This is a genomic window from Bradyrhizobium sp. CCGB01 (assembly GCF_024199795.1).
GTDB lineage: Bacteria > Pseudomonadota > Alphaproteobacteria > Rhizobiales > Xanthobacteraceae > Bradyrhizobium.
The window spans coordinates 1771093-1785555 of the sequence record NZ_JANADK010000001.1; the positions used below are offsets into that span (position 1 = coordinate 1771093).

The 14463-nt window shown below is 58.3% G+C and carries 14 protein-coding genes and 1 pseudogene; 14 read left to right on the forward strand and 1 reads right to left on the reverse strand.

All coding sequences use genetic code 11. The features are described 5' to 3' along the window. The first annotated feature begins 249 nt into the window (after positions 1-249). The 13 genes and pseudogenes from NLM25_RS08005 (at position 250) to NLM25_RS08070 (ending at position 11541) form a co-directional block, all read left to right on the forward strand. The gene (locus NLM25_RS08005; protein ID WP_254136605.1) at positions 250-777 is read left to right on the forward strand and encodes a hypothetical protein; all 528 of its coding nucleotides are present in this window, start codon (positions 250-252) and stop codon (positions 775-777) included. A 566-nt stretch (positions 778-1343) separates the two neighbouring features. Continuing rightward, the gene (locus NLM25_RS08010; RefSeq protein ID WP_254116380.1) at positions 1344-1661 is read left to right on the forward strand and encodes a nitrogen fixation protein NifZ; all 318 of its coding nucleotides are present in this window, start codon (positions 1344-1346) and stop codon (positions 1659-1661) included. 270 nt (positions 1662-1931) lie between these two features. Further along, positions 1932-2246: pseudogene (locus NLM25_RS08015) on the forward strand (hypothetical protein); the annotation flags it as partial. Positions 2247-2917: 671 nt separating this feature from the next. Beyond that, on the forward strand, positions 2918-3181 hold the full coding sequence (locus NLM25_RS08025) for a BolA/IbaG family iron-sulfur metabolism protein (protein ID WP_254116381.1): 264 nt from the start codon (positions 2918-2920) through the stop codon (positions 3179-3181). 216 nt (positions 3182-3397) lie between these two features. Next, a complete protein-coding gene (locus tag NLM25_RS08030; protein ID WP_375166818.1) occupies positions 3398-3736 on the forward strand; it encodes a ferredoxin in 339 nt (112 codons plus the stop codon). 314 nt (positions 3737-4050) lie between these two features. Then, positions 4051-4941, forward strand: a complete 891-nt coding sequence (gene nifH, locus NLM25_RS08035; protein WP_254116363.1) for a nitrogenase iron protein — start codon at positions 4051-4053, stop codon at positions 4939-4941. Between the two features lie 62 nt (positions 4942-5003). Beyond that, entirely contained in the window at positions 5004-5729 is a 726-nt protein-coding gene (locus tag NLM25_RS08040; RefSeq protein WP_254136606.1) for a nitrogen fixation protein NifQ, read from the forward strand. Between the two features lie 282 nt (positions 5730-6011). Further along, positions 6012-6488 (forward strand): transcriptional repressor, encoded by a 477-nt coding sequence (locus NLM25_RS44100; RefSeq protein ID WP_309143585.1) that lies wholly within the window; start codon positions 6012-6014, stop codon positions 6486-6488. 77 nt (positions 6489-6565) lie between these two features. Next, on the forward strand, positions 6566-7744 hold the full coding sequence (gene nifV, locus NLM25_RS08050; protein WP_254116385.1) for a homocitrate synthase: 1179 nt from the start codon (positions 6566-6568) through the stop codon (positions 7742-7744). 142 nt (positions 7745-7886) lie between these two features. Further along, positions 7887-8216, forward strand: a complete 330-nt coding sequence (nifW, locus tag NLM25_RS08055) for a nitrogenase stabilizing/protective protein NifW (protein WP_254136607.1) — start codon at positions 7887-7889, stop codon at positions 8214-8216. A 558-nt stretch (positions 8217-8774) separates the two neighbouring features. Further along, positions 8775-9902, forward strand: coding sequence for an electron transfer flavoprotein subunit alpha/FixB family protein (locus NLM25_RS08060; protein ID WP_254136608.1), 1128 nt, complete (start codon positions 8775-8777; stop codon positions 9900-9902). After that, on the forward strand, positions 9899-11206 hold the full coding sequence (locus NLM25_RS08065) for an FAD-dependent oxidoreductase (protein WP_254116388.1): 1308 nt from the start codon (positions 9899-9901) through the stop codon (positions 11204-11206). The genes NLM25_RS08060 and NLM25_RS08065 overlap by 4 nt, the downstream gene beginning before the upstream one ends. Before the next feature lie 38 nt (positions 11207-11244). Beyond that, positions 11245-11541: a ferredoxin family protein gene (locus NLM25_RS08070; RefSeq protein WP_254116389.1), complete on the forward strand. Its 297-nt coding sequence runs from the start codon at positions 11245-11247 to the stop codon at positions 11539-11541. Positions 11542-13101: 1560 nt separating this feature from the next. On the opposite strand, the gene NLM25_RS08075 is transcribed toward NLM25_RS08070, so the two are convergent. Then, complete coding sequence (locus NLM25_RS08075) at positions 13102-13497, reverse strand: hypothetical protein (protein WP_254136609.1); 396 nt, start codon at positions 13495-13497, stop codon at positions 13102-13104. Between the two features lie 322 nt (positions 13498-13819). On the opposite strand from NLM25_RS08075, the gene NLM25_RS08080 reads away from it, so the two are divergent. Then, complete coding sequence (locus tag NLM25_RS08080; protein ID WP_254136610.1) at positions 13820-14389, forward strand: hypothetical protein; 570 nt, start codon at positions 13820-13822, stop codon at positions 14387-14389. Positions 14390-14463: the final 74 nt, after the last annotated feature.

The window sequence follows — 14463 nt, forward strand, 5'->3', positions numbered from 1 at the left end:
GCGACCTCTGCCTTGCGATTAGCCCGATCGGATGTCCCGGGCTCGGCTGTGGGAGCAGCCTGCTCGAAAGATCGCGGTTCCCTGATGCTCTTTCCGAGCGCGATTACGTCAGGCCGTTTACTCACCGGGAGAGCTCGCTACCGAACGGCGGTGTGACGACCGATTTTGTCGATAAGCCGAAGCAGACTAGCATATTGCAGAATCGCAAGTCAGTCTCTTGCGGACACCATTGATTGCAAGTGACCAGCGATGCCAGCTGCTCTGTTCAGTCCGCAATCCGAGATCAACGAAGCGCTCCTCACCAGCACCTTGCTTGGAGATGGGCTGCCCAGCGAGGCGGAGCATCACCTATGGCAAGCGAGCCTCTCCTATCACCTTGATGATATTGCCGAAAGCCACTTGCGCAAGGCTGAAGCGCTCGCACCCGCGCACGCGGCGGTGCTGATCGGCCTCTTTCGTTTTTATTTCTATAAAGCGCGCCTCACCGAGGCGCTTCAGCTTGCCAAGCGCTGTATAAGCAAGGCGGCCGAGGCCAACAGTCTCCCCTCCGACTGGCGCCTTGTACGAGCTGATCATGCGCAGTTCAGCCACTATGAAAAAATCCTGCCTCGCTTCTTCCTGTTTTCGCTGAAAGGATACGCTTACCTGCAGGTTTGCCTTGGTCAAACCGAGGAAGGTCGACTAGCCGTCCAAAAACTCCTGGAGCTCGATCCCACCGACAAGATTGGCGCCAAGGTTCTTCTGCGCGTACTCGAACGCATGGGGGAGGATGAGTGACGACATTAACGACCTCCGAAATTGGAAGGGCGACCAAGTCGATTGCGCCTCCTTTCTGTTGCCACCGTTGCTCAGCGACAAGAAACCGTGCATTGGAGCGCCGTCCGTCGTCTGTCCAAGCGCCATGCTCTGCAACTTGGCAACGATCCTCATCACGATGTTAGGATGTGGGTCGCAAACACCACTTGAAGGCTATGAACTGCTGTCGCTGGCCGCGGATGAATATGACTACGGTCGCCCTGTAGTTGCACGGCGGAGGACGCCATTGCTGCTCTACAGACTGACCCCGACGGGGAAGCTGAAGTCGGCGCGTCGTGGCGCGACGCGTCCCGCAGGAATGGTTGCTCAGTATGGTCGATAACCGTGAACGCGTCGGTGGGGTTACAGGTCGCCCGACGCTTGTCGGCGTCGCTCCTGGCTCCTTTGCGCCGTGACTCGGATTGGCGCATCCGGCACGAGGACGCAAGCCGGATCGCGCCCTCCCAACTTGTAGGCCTTGCCGATGATCACTATCGCCTGGCGTGCGAGCTCGCGGCGGCTCTGCAGCCATAACAAAGGAGTCCGGCGTGAGCAACATTGTTCCCGACAGTGACATAGTCGAGCTGACGGCACCGCCGTTCTTCGACTTTGGCGAGAAGGTGCGTGCCAACCGCACCATCCGCAATGACGGTACCTATGCCGGCAAAGAGATCGGCGACATCCTGGCGAAGAAGGGCGAGGTCGGCTACGTCGTATCGATCGGCACTTTCTTGCAACAGTTTTACATTTACGGCGTCGAGTTCATCGAAAGCGGCAACCGTGTTGGCATGAAGCGCAAGGAACTTGATCCGGTCATCCCATCCGACAGCGAAGACCTGCTGTTGCCGGGAGCCAAATCACGGTGATCAAAGTCAAGCTGCTAAAATATCACCGGGCCCAGCGCGTTAAGCGATGCTCGACTTGATCAATGAAGGGTCCTTCTCTGATGCTCCAGCGGAAGGAATCCTGGTCAGTTTCGGCGCGTCATCTGAGTTGGCCGGCATACGGGAGCAAACCTGCCGATCTATCTCGTGAGGTCGGTGAGCGGTTGGTCGTCGGATGCCTCGAAAGAGAAATCTGCATGATTTAGAAAGTAGACCGATGAAACCTATCTTGGGAACTAATCCCGGGGACCCATGCACCCCAACGACATCGACCGCAAGCGAACCGAGCGCGCGCTAAAGTCGAGAGAACGTTACCGTTACGTCTCAGTGAATATCAGCGTAGTTTCCGGCGGCTACTTGATCGAAAGTCCGTGCTGCTCGCGCAATATCGGCGTCGAGGGTGGCGTCATGGACGTGGCCATGCTGCAGCACGACGGCACAAGCGCCAGCTGGCACGTGTTCCGAAAGGATCACAAGCAGGGCATCTGGAAACTGCACCCGACGCACCGGCACTTGGCAGCGGTTACCGATCTCTTGAACACCGATCCGGAACGCGTGTTCTGGCAAATAAGGACCGCCGGATTGCTTTGGAAGCAGGCGAAATTGCGGCCATCGAACAGGTGCTCGCGTCGTGTGATGATGCGTCTCAAGCCTATAAGGCGTTGCGACAGAAATACCCGCACCTCGCCTGGATCCTGCGACTCCTCCGACCTCACCGAAACACCGTTTCGCAGCACCTGGCAATTCGACCTACATTTGCTTGATAGCGCAGATCATTGTACGCGGATCACGGACGATCCGGCGCGGGCGACCGGCGTTGTGCTGGCCAAGCGGAGGAGAGAGCCCTGACCGTCACTCGTATCAGCCGGACGAGCGTTCGGCTGGCCACAGCCGAAACAGGGCAGTTCAGCGATCTCACAGTGACTCTCGCGGGTCTTCGCCGGGCCAATGGGCCATTTCTGGAGCGAAAGCGCAACCGGCCGCTCGCTGACTAGCACGAGACGGTTGGCATGAAGTACGCCTCAAGGTCGATGCTCGGCGTATACGTCGTCGCCGCATTTCTTGAGCCCGACGGAAAGCCGAGCAGCCTCATCTCCGCATGACGTAGTCGATCGAAACACTATTGTTATCTTCGCGACAGTTCGCTCGCGGGGTTGTCGGCGAACGGACGCAAGATTGGCATCCGCCTCGGCGGAAGTGTCTCAAATGGTCCTCTCTAAAGTTGGTGTGGAGCTTGCATGAAACAGCAAGAGCAGGGAGTAAGGGACATGGTTATCGCCGGGCCGGCAATCGAAGACTTGATCCGCGAGGCGCTTCCAGAGGCTGATGTGATCGTGACCGAGCTGGCGGGCGCCGGACACCACTGTGGGGCACGAATCGTCTCGCGGGCTTTTGCAGGTAAGAGCCGCATCCAACAGCATCGGATGATCTATGCCGCGTTAGGGGGAAAACTGATCGATACGTTCGACGCGCTCGTCCTCCAAACGGCGGTGTCGCATTGAGCCACTTGCAAGGAAGTGACACGGTGAGCAATCTACCCGAAACGTCAGTTGCGGACGTGGCATCAAGTCATCTTTGACCTAGCCGATCATCCTGTGGCTCAATGCCAGAGTTGGATCTCTCGGCGACTGCGACATCGCTCCCCAGAGTTCCAGGTCGGATGAGTTCACCACTCTTGAAAACAGGCGCATTGCAATAACAGAAGTATGAGCGGAAGCATGAACGAGTTCGAACTCCCACAGATCTACCGGCATCACGTTTTTGCGTGCCACACTCAGCGCCCACCCGACCATCCGCACGGCAGCTGCGGGGCGGCGGGCGGTGGACCGTTGTGGGAACGGCTCGGCAAAGCGATCGAGGCGAGAGGGCTGGTCGATATCGGCTTCACCGCAGCCGGCTGTCTCGGCTTCTGCGGCTCCGGTCCTCTGATGGTCGTCTATCCTGACGGTGTCTGGTATCGTCCGAGTACACCGGAGGACATTGACGAGATTGTTGAGTCTCATCTGAAGAATGGCCGCCGCGTCGATCGCCTCGTCATCGTGCTCACACGAAGCTAGCGGCTCCTTGCTTTCCCTTTGCGGGAGATGGTGCCTTGGGTGGGCTTCGGCCACCGTAAGAAGGACGGCGATGGCGTGCCCTCGGTCGTGCCTGTCGACTATTTTCCGAGCATGAGCGGGCGCTCAACGCGCGGCGGGTGGCACGCTAGTTGCTATTCGATTGCTGCAGCTACGAGTTAGGGCTGAGGCCACGCCGGCGCCTATGGCGAGCGATGTTCTCCTTCCCGATGCCCGTGTGCCCACGTTTCTGAGAGAGAAACAATCCTGCGCAAGCCGAGCGCGAAATCATTGGCAATCGGTTGATGGAGAACAGCATGTCTTCACTGAGACAAATCGCGTTTTACGGCAAGGGCGGTATCGGCAAATCGACGACATCGCAGAACACGCTCGCAGCCCTTGCCGAGATGGGTCACAAGATCCTGATCGTCGGCTGCGATCCGAAGGCGGACTCGACCCGCTTGATCCTGCACGCCAAGGCGCAGGACACGATCTTGAGTCTCGCGGCAAGCGCCGGCAGCGTCGAGGACCTCGAGATCGAGGACGTCTTGAAGGTCGGTTACAAAGACATTCGCTGCGTCGAATCCGGTGGTCCGGAGCCGGGAGTGGGGTGCGCCGGCCGGGGCGTCATCACCTCGATCAATTTCTTGGAAGAGAACGGCGCCTATGAGGATATCGACTACGTGTCGTACGATGTGCTCGGCGACGTCGTCTGCGGCGGCTTTGCGATGCCGATACGCGAGAACAAGGCGCAAGAGATCTACATCGTCATGTCCGGCGAGATGATGGCGATGTACGCTGCCAACAACATCTCCAAGGGCATTCTGAAGTATGCCAATTCCGGCGGCGTGCGGCTCGGCGGCTTGATCTGTAACGAGCGGCAGACCGACAAGGAGCTGGAGCTGGCAGAAGCACTCGCCAAGAAGCTCGGCACCCAGCTGATCCACTTCGTGCCCCGTGACAACGTCGTCCAACACGCCGAGCTACGCCGCATGACGGTGCTGGAATATGCACCGGACTGCAAGCAGGCTGACCACTATCGCAATCTCGCGACCAAAATCCATAACAATGGCGGCAATGGCATCATCCCGACCCCGATCAGCATGGACGAGCTTGAGGACATGCTGATGGAGCACGGCATCATGAAGCAGATCGACGAAAGCCAGGTCGGCAAAACCGCTTCAGAGCTTGCTGCGCTTTCAGCGTAACTATTGTGTCGATCGTCAGAAAGAGGGCCAAAACTGACACGGTCCGACCGATGGAGTTGTCAATGTATGCAGCGCAAACAGATCTAATCACTGCGATATCAACTCCGTCGGACGGGACCTCCCCTGACAGACGGCATGCCGGAATTGAACTCTACCATCTTCTATCTGGCTGCGATCCAGTCGACGCCGACGTAAGGGATGACGACAATTTTGACCGGCACGTGCTCGCCTCTGTTCTTTGTGCGGCGGTAATGGATGGAGGGTCGCTTCCCGACCGCGCGGGCCTGACGGTGGAGCAGCTCAATGAACTCCTGGCAAAATGTTTCCCATTCGCGCCGGTGCGGGTCACCGTCTCGATGCAAAAGGCCGGTTCGGCCAGCGACGAGGAGATAATGGTGCGTGACCTCCTGCTGGCACAGCGATCGACCAAGGGCGAAATCAGTCGCTGGCTGGCAGCCATGATCGCGCGGCGTGCGATGGAGCCGAACCATTTGTGGGAAGATCTCGGATTGCGTGAGCGGGCTGAGTTGTCGCGTCTGTTGGCAAGACATTTCGCGCCGCTGGCTGCGCAAAACGCCAAAAATATGCGCTGGAAGCGTTTCTTTTATCGAAGATTGTGCGAGGACGAGGGGTGGGCGATGTGCACCACGCCAGTGTGTGCGGAATGCATCGACTTCAATCACTGCTTCGGTGAGGAGAGCGGCGAGAGCCGGATGGCGGAGCGCTCTAGCGATCATTTGCGCGAATTCAAAAGTCATGTGGAAGCTTCCGGCAGTCCGCAAGCGTGAGTGAATCGACCATGGACGCGTTCCCCGCCAACTCCCTCGCGGGGCCCCCGAAGCTGAGGCGCTCGAACTCTCGCGCGATGGTCTGTCGGAAAGTCCGCGAAAGCGTGCATGCGGAAGTTGCGAGAGGCGGCCCTGCGGCCGACACGCCGGCGTGTGCTGCTTTGTTCTTCGATATGCCGATCACTGAATTGGGTATCCCAACTTGAACTCGTGCGGACACAGGCGGAGAATATCCAAGCGCCCCCCAGAATGCACCGAAGGTGAAACCGCCTTACGCCTTCAGTGACTGCCAAGCACTTCATTGAAATACGCCAATGCTTCTTCGACGGTTCTGGTGCTGATCGAAAGCGGCTCTGCTCAGTTGCTGTTCGCCGGGACGACCGCCACGTCACTGCCGAGATGCTCTTCCATGAGGCGATCGAAGCCAACATCAAACTCTCGATTGCGACCGTATACAACACGCCGAACCAGTTCACGCAAGCTGGCTTATTGCGCCGCATCATGCCTGACAGCTTAAAGTCATTCTTTGACATCGATACCAGCAAACACCCGCATTTCTATCTTATCGGCGAAGACAATTTGATCAACATCCCCGAATGGCCCTTGCTCGCGCAGATGCCGGAGGCCTTGCCGGCTTCGAGATTGCCCAGCTCGACATCATCGTCCGCAGTGGCCGTAGGCCGATGGACATATGTGGCGTTGGGTCTCCGACATTGTCGCATTTACGACTGGTTCAGCCGCTGCCCAGAAACGCTGTGATTCCAAGAGTCTGCATCACTCAATCGCTCTGGCACAGCTGTTGCTCACGATTTGGCGGAAAAGACGGGAATGCGCACATGGCCTTCGGTGGAACGGCTCTCACCTGCAAGTCGCAGACAGGACAGATAGTCCTGAACGACACCACGTTACGCGACGGCGAGCAGGCACCCGGCGTGGCCTTTACAACAGCGGAAAAAGTATCGATCGCACGTGCGTTAGCAAATGCCGGAATTACCGAGATCGAGGCCGGTACGCCGGCTATGGGCCATGAAGAGGTCAGCGCGATCCGCGCTGTTGTCGACGCTGACCTGGCGGCGACAATCATTGGCTGGTGCCGAATGAAACCCGCTGATGTCGATGCTGCAATCGAATCTGGTGTCTCGATGGTCAACGTCTCGATCCCATCCTCCGACGTGCAGATAGCTGCCAAGCTCGCCGGCGGCCGGGTCGCCGCGCTCGAGCAGGTAAGGCGGATCGTCGGCTACGCTCGCGACAGGGGGCTCGAGGTCGCAGTCGGAGGCGAAGACGCCTCGCGGGCCGACGTCAACTTCCTAGCCGAGCTGATCATCGCCGCAAAAGATGCCGGCGCTCGGCGCTTTCGCGTTGCCGATACCCTCAGCGTGCTCGATCCCGATGCAGCCTTTGCGTTGGTGGCGGCGCTACGTGCCGCCGCCGATCTCGAAATCGAATTCCACGGCCACGACGATTTGGGCCTAGCGACCGCTAACACGCTCGCCGCAATCAAGGCCGGCGCAACGCATGCCTCCGTCACCGTGATCGGTCTTGGCGAGCGTGCAGGCAACGCGCCGCTGGAAGAGGTCGCCGTCGCGCTCAAACAGCTCTATGGACGCGATACGGGCGTCGTGCTCTCGCAGCTCAACAATGTCGCGGCCGTCGTCGCGGCCGCCGCCGTCCGAATCGTTCCGCTCAACAAGGCGATCGTCGGCGAGCATGTCTTTACCCACGAATCCGGCATCCATGTCGATGGCCTCTTGAAGGACCAGCGCAGCTATCAGGCGCTCGATCCACGGTTGCTCGGCCGCTCTAATCGCTTTGTTATCGGCAAACATTCAGGGCTCGCCGCTATCACCGCGCTGCTGGCTGAACTGCAGCTTTCCGTCAGCGCCGACGAAAGAAAGGTCATCCTTGCGCGCGTCCGCAAGCATGCCATCGAGCACAAGGGCGGGGTCGCGCGCGAGACTGTCATGGCGATTTGGCGCGAGGTCCATGAGCACTCCCTGCTGAACGGAATGTGAGGCCACCATGTTCCGAATAGCCGCCCTCTCTGTCATCGACCAGGTCGTTAAGCCGCCGCGTCAGCGTGTAGGCATCCCGATGATCAGGAAGCGGGCCACACGCAGTATTGCACCACGCTAGAAAGGCGGACGGAGACGACGAATGGTTGATGGAGTCCTGTTGAGATTGAGCAAGGCGGCTGCGGCCGAGGAGTTCTTCGACCTACTCGGCGTCAAGTACGATCCAAATGTCGTCAATGTAGCCCGGCTCCACATCTTGCAGCGCATGGGGCAGTACCTAGCGGTTGAAGACTTGACGGCAGCAAGCGATGCATTGGTCGCCGAACGGTGTAGGGCCGTACTGGAACGGGCATACGCGGATTTCGTCTCTTCCTCTCCAATCAATCAACGGGTTTTCAAGGTCCTCAAGGAGGCCACCGCACCACACGCGAAGATAACGCCAAAGTTCGTGCAGCTGGACACGTTCAAGTGACCATACTTCAACTTGAACGGACGCGTCCTCTTCCTGATCGTCTCACAAGGGCGATGGACCTAATGCCTCTGTACGATCTCCGACGCGTGCCGCCGCACGCTTGTCGGCTCTGGTGCCTCCTCCAGACAAGGGTCAAGCCGCTGTGGTCGTAAACATCTGTACTGATACGGTTCTTTTTTAGGTCGTGTGCACAGTTGGTACGACATTTGCTGTCTCTGTTCGCTGCAAAACCTTGGAGAAGCGAATGCGCATCGTCGTATGCATCAAGCAAGTCCCGCTCCCCGCGCAGAGTCGGGTGCCCTTTGTGAGCAAAACCATCATGCGTGAGAGGGGGAAGACCAACTAAGACCTGTTTGCACTCTGTAATGCGGCCTCCACGGCTCGCCGTTTGTGTCAACGCTTCTTCGCGTCGGGCCGCGTAGCAACGGCAGCTCAAACCGAGACTCCGGGGACGAACCGGACGCGATGCTGAGAGAGGCGGCCCCCAAGCGCCGAACGCACCTGCAAGTCGATCTCGCGAAGCTGGTGCGTGGCTGGTAAAGCAAGGAAACCAATATCATGAGCTCTACATCAAAAAGTCGTGCGCCGGCCGCTGCCTCTGGCCGCGCTGCGACCAAGAAGGAGTTGCCCGAGCACTTCAAGGCCTACAAACACGTCTGGGTCTTCGTCGAGCAGGAACGCGGAGTTGTGCACCCGGTGTCTTGGGAACTCATGGGTGCCGGCCGCAAGCTCGCCGATAAGCTCAAGGTCGATCTCGCGGCTGTCGTCATCGGCCCGGTAGGCGAGGCGACGCAGCAGGCGGCTGCTCAGTCCTTCTGCTATGACGCCGATCTCGTGTACATGGTTGCCCACGATCTTTTGGCCGACTATCGCAACGAGTCCTACACCAAGGCCCTGACCGACGTCGTCGATACCCATAAGCCGGAGATCCTGCTATTGGGCGCCACCACGCTCGGCCGCGATCTCGCAGGCTCGGTCGCCACTACGTTGCTTACGGGCCTTACTGCGGATTGCACAGAGCTTGATGTCGACGCGGACGGATCGCTCGCTGCTACGCGACCGACCTTCGGCGGCTCTTTGCTCTGCACGATCTACACGCTCAACTACCGCCCGCAAATGGCAACCGTCCGCCCACGTGTGATGCCGATGCCGAAGCGCGTCGCGCGCCCGGTCGGCCGCATCATCACTCACCCGCTCGGTCTCGTCGAACACGACATCGTCACAAAAGTGCTTTCCTTTCTGCCCGACCGCAATTCAGAAAAATCCAACCTCGCTTATGCCGACGCGGTCGTTGCGGGTGGCCTTGGGCTTGGATCACCGGAGAATTTCCAGCTGGTACATCGACTTGCGACCGTGCTTGGGGCCGAATACGGCAGTTCGCGACCGCTGGTACAGAAGGGCTGGGTCACCTCTGATCGCCAGATCGGTCAGACCGGCAAGACGATACGGCCAAAACTCTATATCGCCGCTGCCATTTCGGGTGCGATCCAGCACCGTGTCGGCGTCGAGGGGGCCGATCTGATCGTCGCTATCAACACGGATAAGAACGCGCCGATTTTCGACTTCGCTCATATAGGCATCGTTACCGATGCCATCGAGCTGTTGCCGTCCCTCACCGCCGCCTTCCGCGCGCGGCTGTCGCCGCATTCCAGTGACCGGAAGCAGCTTGAAGGAGTACGATCATGATCGAGGAGAAGTTCGATGCCATCGTTGTCGGCGCAGGCATGGCCGGTAATGCCGCGGCACTCTCCATGGCCCAGCGTGGCATGAATGTGCTGCAGCTCGAACGCGGCGAGTACTCGGGCTCAAAGAACGTGCAGGGCGCGATCCTCTATGCGGACATGCTGGAGAAGCTAGTTCCAGATTTCCGTGACGACGCTCCGCTTGAGCGACACTTGGTCGAGCAGCGCTTCTGGATGCTGGACGACCGTTCGCACACCGGCTTGCACTACCGCTCGGACGACTTCAACGAGGACAAACCGAACCGCTACACCATCATCCGCGCTCAATTCGACAAATGGTTCTCGCAAAAAGTTCGCGAAGCCGGCGCCACAGTGTTATGTGAAACCACCGTCACGGAGCTCGCCCGAGACGCCAACGGTAAGGTCATCGGCGTTCGCACCGATCGCCGCGACGGGGAGATCCGTGCTGATGTCGTTGTCCTGGCGGAGGGCGTCAACGGCATGCTCGGTACGCGCGCTGGCCTGCGCGAGCGGCCAAGGCCCGAGAAGGTTGCGCTCGCAGTCAAGGAAATGCACTTCCTGCCCCGCGAAACCATCGAAGCGCGCTTCAACCTCAAGGGTGATGAGGGCGTAGTGATCGAAGCCGTCGGCACGATTTCTCGCGGCATGACCGGGATGGGCTTTATTTATGCCAACAAGGAATGCATCTCGCTTGGTATCGGCTGCTTGGTCGCCGACTTCCAGCGCACCGGCGAGACGCCTTACGGCTTGCTCGATCGGTTTAAGCGGCATCCTTCGGTCACACCGCTGATAGAAGGCTCCGAGGTGAAGGAATATTCCGCCCATCTGATCCCCGAGGGTGGGTTTAAGGCGATCCCGCAGCTTTACGGCAATGGCTGGGTCGTGGTCGGCGACGCGGCACAGCTTAACAACACAATCCATCGCGAAGGGTCAAACCTCGCGATGACCTCGGGCCGGATTGCGGCGGAAGCGATCCTTCAGATCAAGTCGCGAAGTCAACCGATGACCCCGCAAAACCTGGTGTTATACAAGAAGAAGCTCGATGAATCCTTCGTGATCAAGGACCTAAGGAAGTACAAAGATATGCCGGCGCTGATGCACACCCGGTCCCAAAACTTCTTCCTGACCTATCCGCAGCTCGTCTCCAAGGCTATGCAGAACTTTCTGCGTGTCGACGGTACACCCAAGATCGAAAAAGAGAAGCTCACACTGAAATCGTTCACCAGGGTGCGCTCGCGTAGCGGTCTGTTCGGCGACGCCTTTGGCCTCATGCGCGCATGGCGGTGAACAGAGAAACAGGAAGTACCAACCACGGAGAACGAACTATGTCGATCGAACCATCCATGCGTGTCGAGGACAAGCTATTCTATAACCGCTATCTCGTCGATACCGGCCGTCCCCATATCAAGGTGCGGCCGCACGCAAAGCCATCACCGCAGCTTTTGTCAATGCTCAAAGCCTGTCCAGCGCGCTGCTATGAGCTCAATGAAGGGGGCCAAGTGGAGGCTACAGTCGATGGCTGTATGGAATGCGGCACTTGCCGGATAATTTGCGAAGAGAGCGGCGACATCGAATGGAGCTATCCCCGAGGCGGCTACGGCGTGCTGTTCAAGTTCGGCTAGCTCGAAATAGGAGTCCTTTGGCGAAGATTCGACGATCAACAATTGCCAAGCTTCGAGCCACTTATCGGAGGCGCGGCATGGGGCTATGCGAGAATGATCGGCTATCGGGCAAATGGCAGAACTCTCCTATAGATTGGCGCATGATTAGAGCAGATCTATCTCAACCATCGCAGAGGGTTCCGATGAAGACAGAACCGCTGCTTCCTACGTCCTGAGGGGTGGAGAAGAGTGGCCGCGTCTTGCAGTGGTCGCCCGTGTGCTGGCTGAGCCGACGAGTTTGCTGCTTGATCGATCTGAACCGCTTGAGGGCTGCACAGCTGTCGATGCCGGTTGCGGCGGTGGCGATGCATCGTTCGAGTTTGGAAAAAGGGTCGGCCGAGTCGTTCAAGTCATTGGTTTCGACATCGAACGAAGATAAAGTAGTTCTCGCGCTGGCGGAGACGAGGCGTGGTGGTATACCCAATGTCGAATTCTGCTGCACAAATATCATACGGCATTGGCCGGTACGCGGGGGCGTCGCTGGTGAGCGTGCGGTTCGTGCTTTGCTATCTCATCGATCCTGGCGAGGCACTCAAACAAGCGTACGAGGCGCTCCGTCCTGGGGCATGATCTTGGTGCAGGATATCGATTGCATGACGAGTTATGCGATCCGGCGTCGGCTGCATTGCGGCCCAAAGGTGAACTCTTCGACGAGGCGGTGCGGATGTCGGCGATCCCTTGATCGGCCGCAGGCTTCTTCGCCTCCTTGAAGCGCGGGTTTCTCTGATGTTCGCTCCTCAATGGTCCAGCCATACGGCCGCAATGGTGAAGTCCAGCGAGTTCCATTGCTGACTTTCGCGACAACGCCCTGATTGAACTAGAGCTTACGAGCATGCAGGAAATCCGTGGCATCAGGGCCGAACTCGAAGCGTTTCTCGATCGGCTTGACACGACCGTCGTGCCGCCTCGCATCCTTCATGCTTGGGGACGCAGGCAGTGAAGCGCGAGTGGACCGCTTGGTATCAATTCATGCGGGCGTCACGATCGTTCGGCAGGGCGCGGCGGTAGACGCGCGCGCCGGGGCCGTCCTTAACTGCGCCGCGCGCGAGAGCAGTGATCGCCAGCAACACAGGCGGTACGAGATGTCCTCAGCGTCTTCTCACCACCTCATTCGGCAAACGAAGCACATCGAGATAGAAGTGTGGCCAGGACGATCAACGAGAATCTCGCTGCGATGCGCAGTCATCGAAATCGCATCCACCGCTATCGCCGTTACTTGAAGTTCAGCCGACTGACCTTGAGCGCCAATATCTTGAGCGGCGCTTGTCCGAAGAGCTTCGTGCCTTCGATGCGTTAATGAGTGATAGCATTCTTGTGGTTTTCAGAAGTCCCAGGTAGTGCGCTCGGGACGGTCCGCCCCAGTCACAACAAGGGTGACCCTGGGGCTGAGGTCGCCCGGATTTCGGGCCAGTCATGTGAGGTATCCGCTCCACATCACAACAAGAGATCTTACGACACCGAGATCATACCCTATTCTGTGATCTGTGGTCCGGCTTCCGCGCAAGATCAGAGGAGCATCTATCATCGAACACTATAAGCGAAGTAGGAATCCGCGTTGTGGTCGAGCATATGGGCTTTACGATGCATGACGTTGATCGAGAAGGAGGATGACGTGTCATGATCAAAGCCGCTGTACACCATCGAGCCGCTCGGCATGAGCGTGAAATACGATTGCTCACCCTGGTGGTATAGGTGCGGTAACTTGCCACTGACGTAACAATGGCTGATGTAGTCATATCCGCAAACTCTGTCGTCCCGCACGGATACACTTATTCTATGGTAGGCGTGAGTTTCGTATTTGTACACCCCGATGACAAGACGTTCGAGGCTGTGAGCCAACGCGATCGCAGCCGCGGCCGTTCGAATATGCGGGTTCAAATTGCCTCCTTGCTGCTTGACCGTCGAAGCGAAGGCCACGGCAGCCGGCGCCTAGCCCGAGACCCATCGAGCTCACCTCAGCATCCCCTGGCGATCTGGTGCCGCAGGAAGCAAGCAGTGTGCCGCGCCGCGGGTGTGGCTGCTCGCATTCCGTGTCCAATCGTAAGTAGCGTAACTCTTGCGACCACCGGCTGTAGCTGAAAAGAGGCTGGAGAGGACGCGTCGTAATTGTGGATTGTGCCTGTCTTACGCTCTTTCCGAACGCCAATTGGGCTTTGAACCATCCGGCATGGGACTTCGATGTTGCCGCGATATTCTCATGGCGGGAGCCACCAGTGCTCAACTCGCGAAGGTGAGGAGGATGTCTCTCTTCGAAGAGGGCTTGAATCGGACGTTACGTCAGGCTGTACGTAGCGGCGAAATCGTTCCACAAGAGATAGCCGGAATGACACAGCCTTTCCTTGTTGCCTTACTATGTTCCACATTCGGTTTGATTGGAATGAGCGGAGTTGCGCGAGCGGATGCAATCGGGCGCTACGACTGCAGCACGGTGGCGACAGCTCGAGAGCCGGTGGGTGATCGCAATGAGCACGACATCATCAGCTTCCAATATACGTGCCGTGGTGTGGATGGGCTGTTCAAGAATGGTATAGTTGCCGCAATATCTGTCGCGAAGTGTGATAGTGAGAAGGGGACCTATTTGTCATCGTTCGGTCTTCATCGCTTGCCCGACGGCTTTGCGGCTGAGCAGCTGTTGGAGGGCATCGGCTACATCGTCCTAGAAGACGACAAAGTCGTTGGGGTCGAAGCGTACGGCAAGACATCATTTAAATTCGCATCCGGTGCCTTGGAGGGTCTTACAGAGAAGGCCGTCAATTTCACGGCGACTCCCACTGGTATTGGTCGGTTCAAGTTGGAGTTTACAGATTAATGTAGGCGTCGACTGAAGCCGTCGCCAGTCAACGCATATTCTGCTTTATGAAGCAATATGATGGCGATCCTGTT

Excerpts from the sequence above, each read along its gene's own strand:
- NLM25_RS08030 (WP_375166818.1), top strand. The coding sequence starts at position 3,398 with ATGAACGAGTTCGAACTCCCACAGATCTACCGGCATCACGTTTTTGCG.
- nifV (WP_254116385.1), top strand. The coding sequence starts at position 6,566 with ATGGCCTTCGGTGGAACGGCTCTCACCTGCAAGTCGCAGACAGGACAG.
- NLM25_RS08060 (WP_254136608.1), top strand. The coding sequence starts at position 8,775 with ATGAGCTCTACATCAAAAAGTCGTGCGCCGGCCGCTGCCTCTGGCCGC.
- NLM25_RS08070 (WP_254116389.1), top strand. The coding sequence starts at position 11,245 with ATGTCGATCGAACCATCCATGCGTGTCGAGGACAAGCTATTCTATAAC.
- NLM25_RS08065 (WP_254116388.1), top strand. The coding sequence starts at position 9,899 with ATGATCGAGGAGAAGTTCGATGCCATCGTTGTCGGCGCAGGCATGGCC.
- nifW (WP_254136607.1), top strand. The coding sequence starts at position 7,887 with ATGGTTGATGGAGTCCTGTTGAGATTGAGCAAGGCGGCTGCGGCCGAG.
- NLM25_RS08040 (WP_254136606.1), top strand. The coding sequence starts at position 5,004 with ATGTATGCAGCGCAAACAGATCTAATCACTGCGATATCAACTCCGTCG.
- NLM25_RS08080 (WP_254136610.1), top strand. The coding sequence starts at position 13,820 with ATGTCTCTCTTCGAAGAGGGCTTGAATCGGACGTTACGTCAGGCTGTA.
- NLM25_RS08005 (WP_254136605.1), top strand. The coding sequence starts at position 250 with ATGCCAGCTGCTCTGTTCAGTCCGCAATCCGAGATCAACGAAGCGCTC.
- NLM25_RS08025 (WP_254116381.1), top strand. The coding sequence starts at position 2,918 with ATGAAACAGCAAGAGCAGGGAGTAAGGGACATGGTTATCGCCGGGCCG.
- nifH (WP_254116363.1), top strand. The coding sequence starts at position 4,051 with ATGTCTTCACTGAGACAAATCGCGTTTTACGGCAAGGGCGGTATCGGC.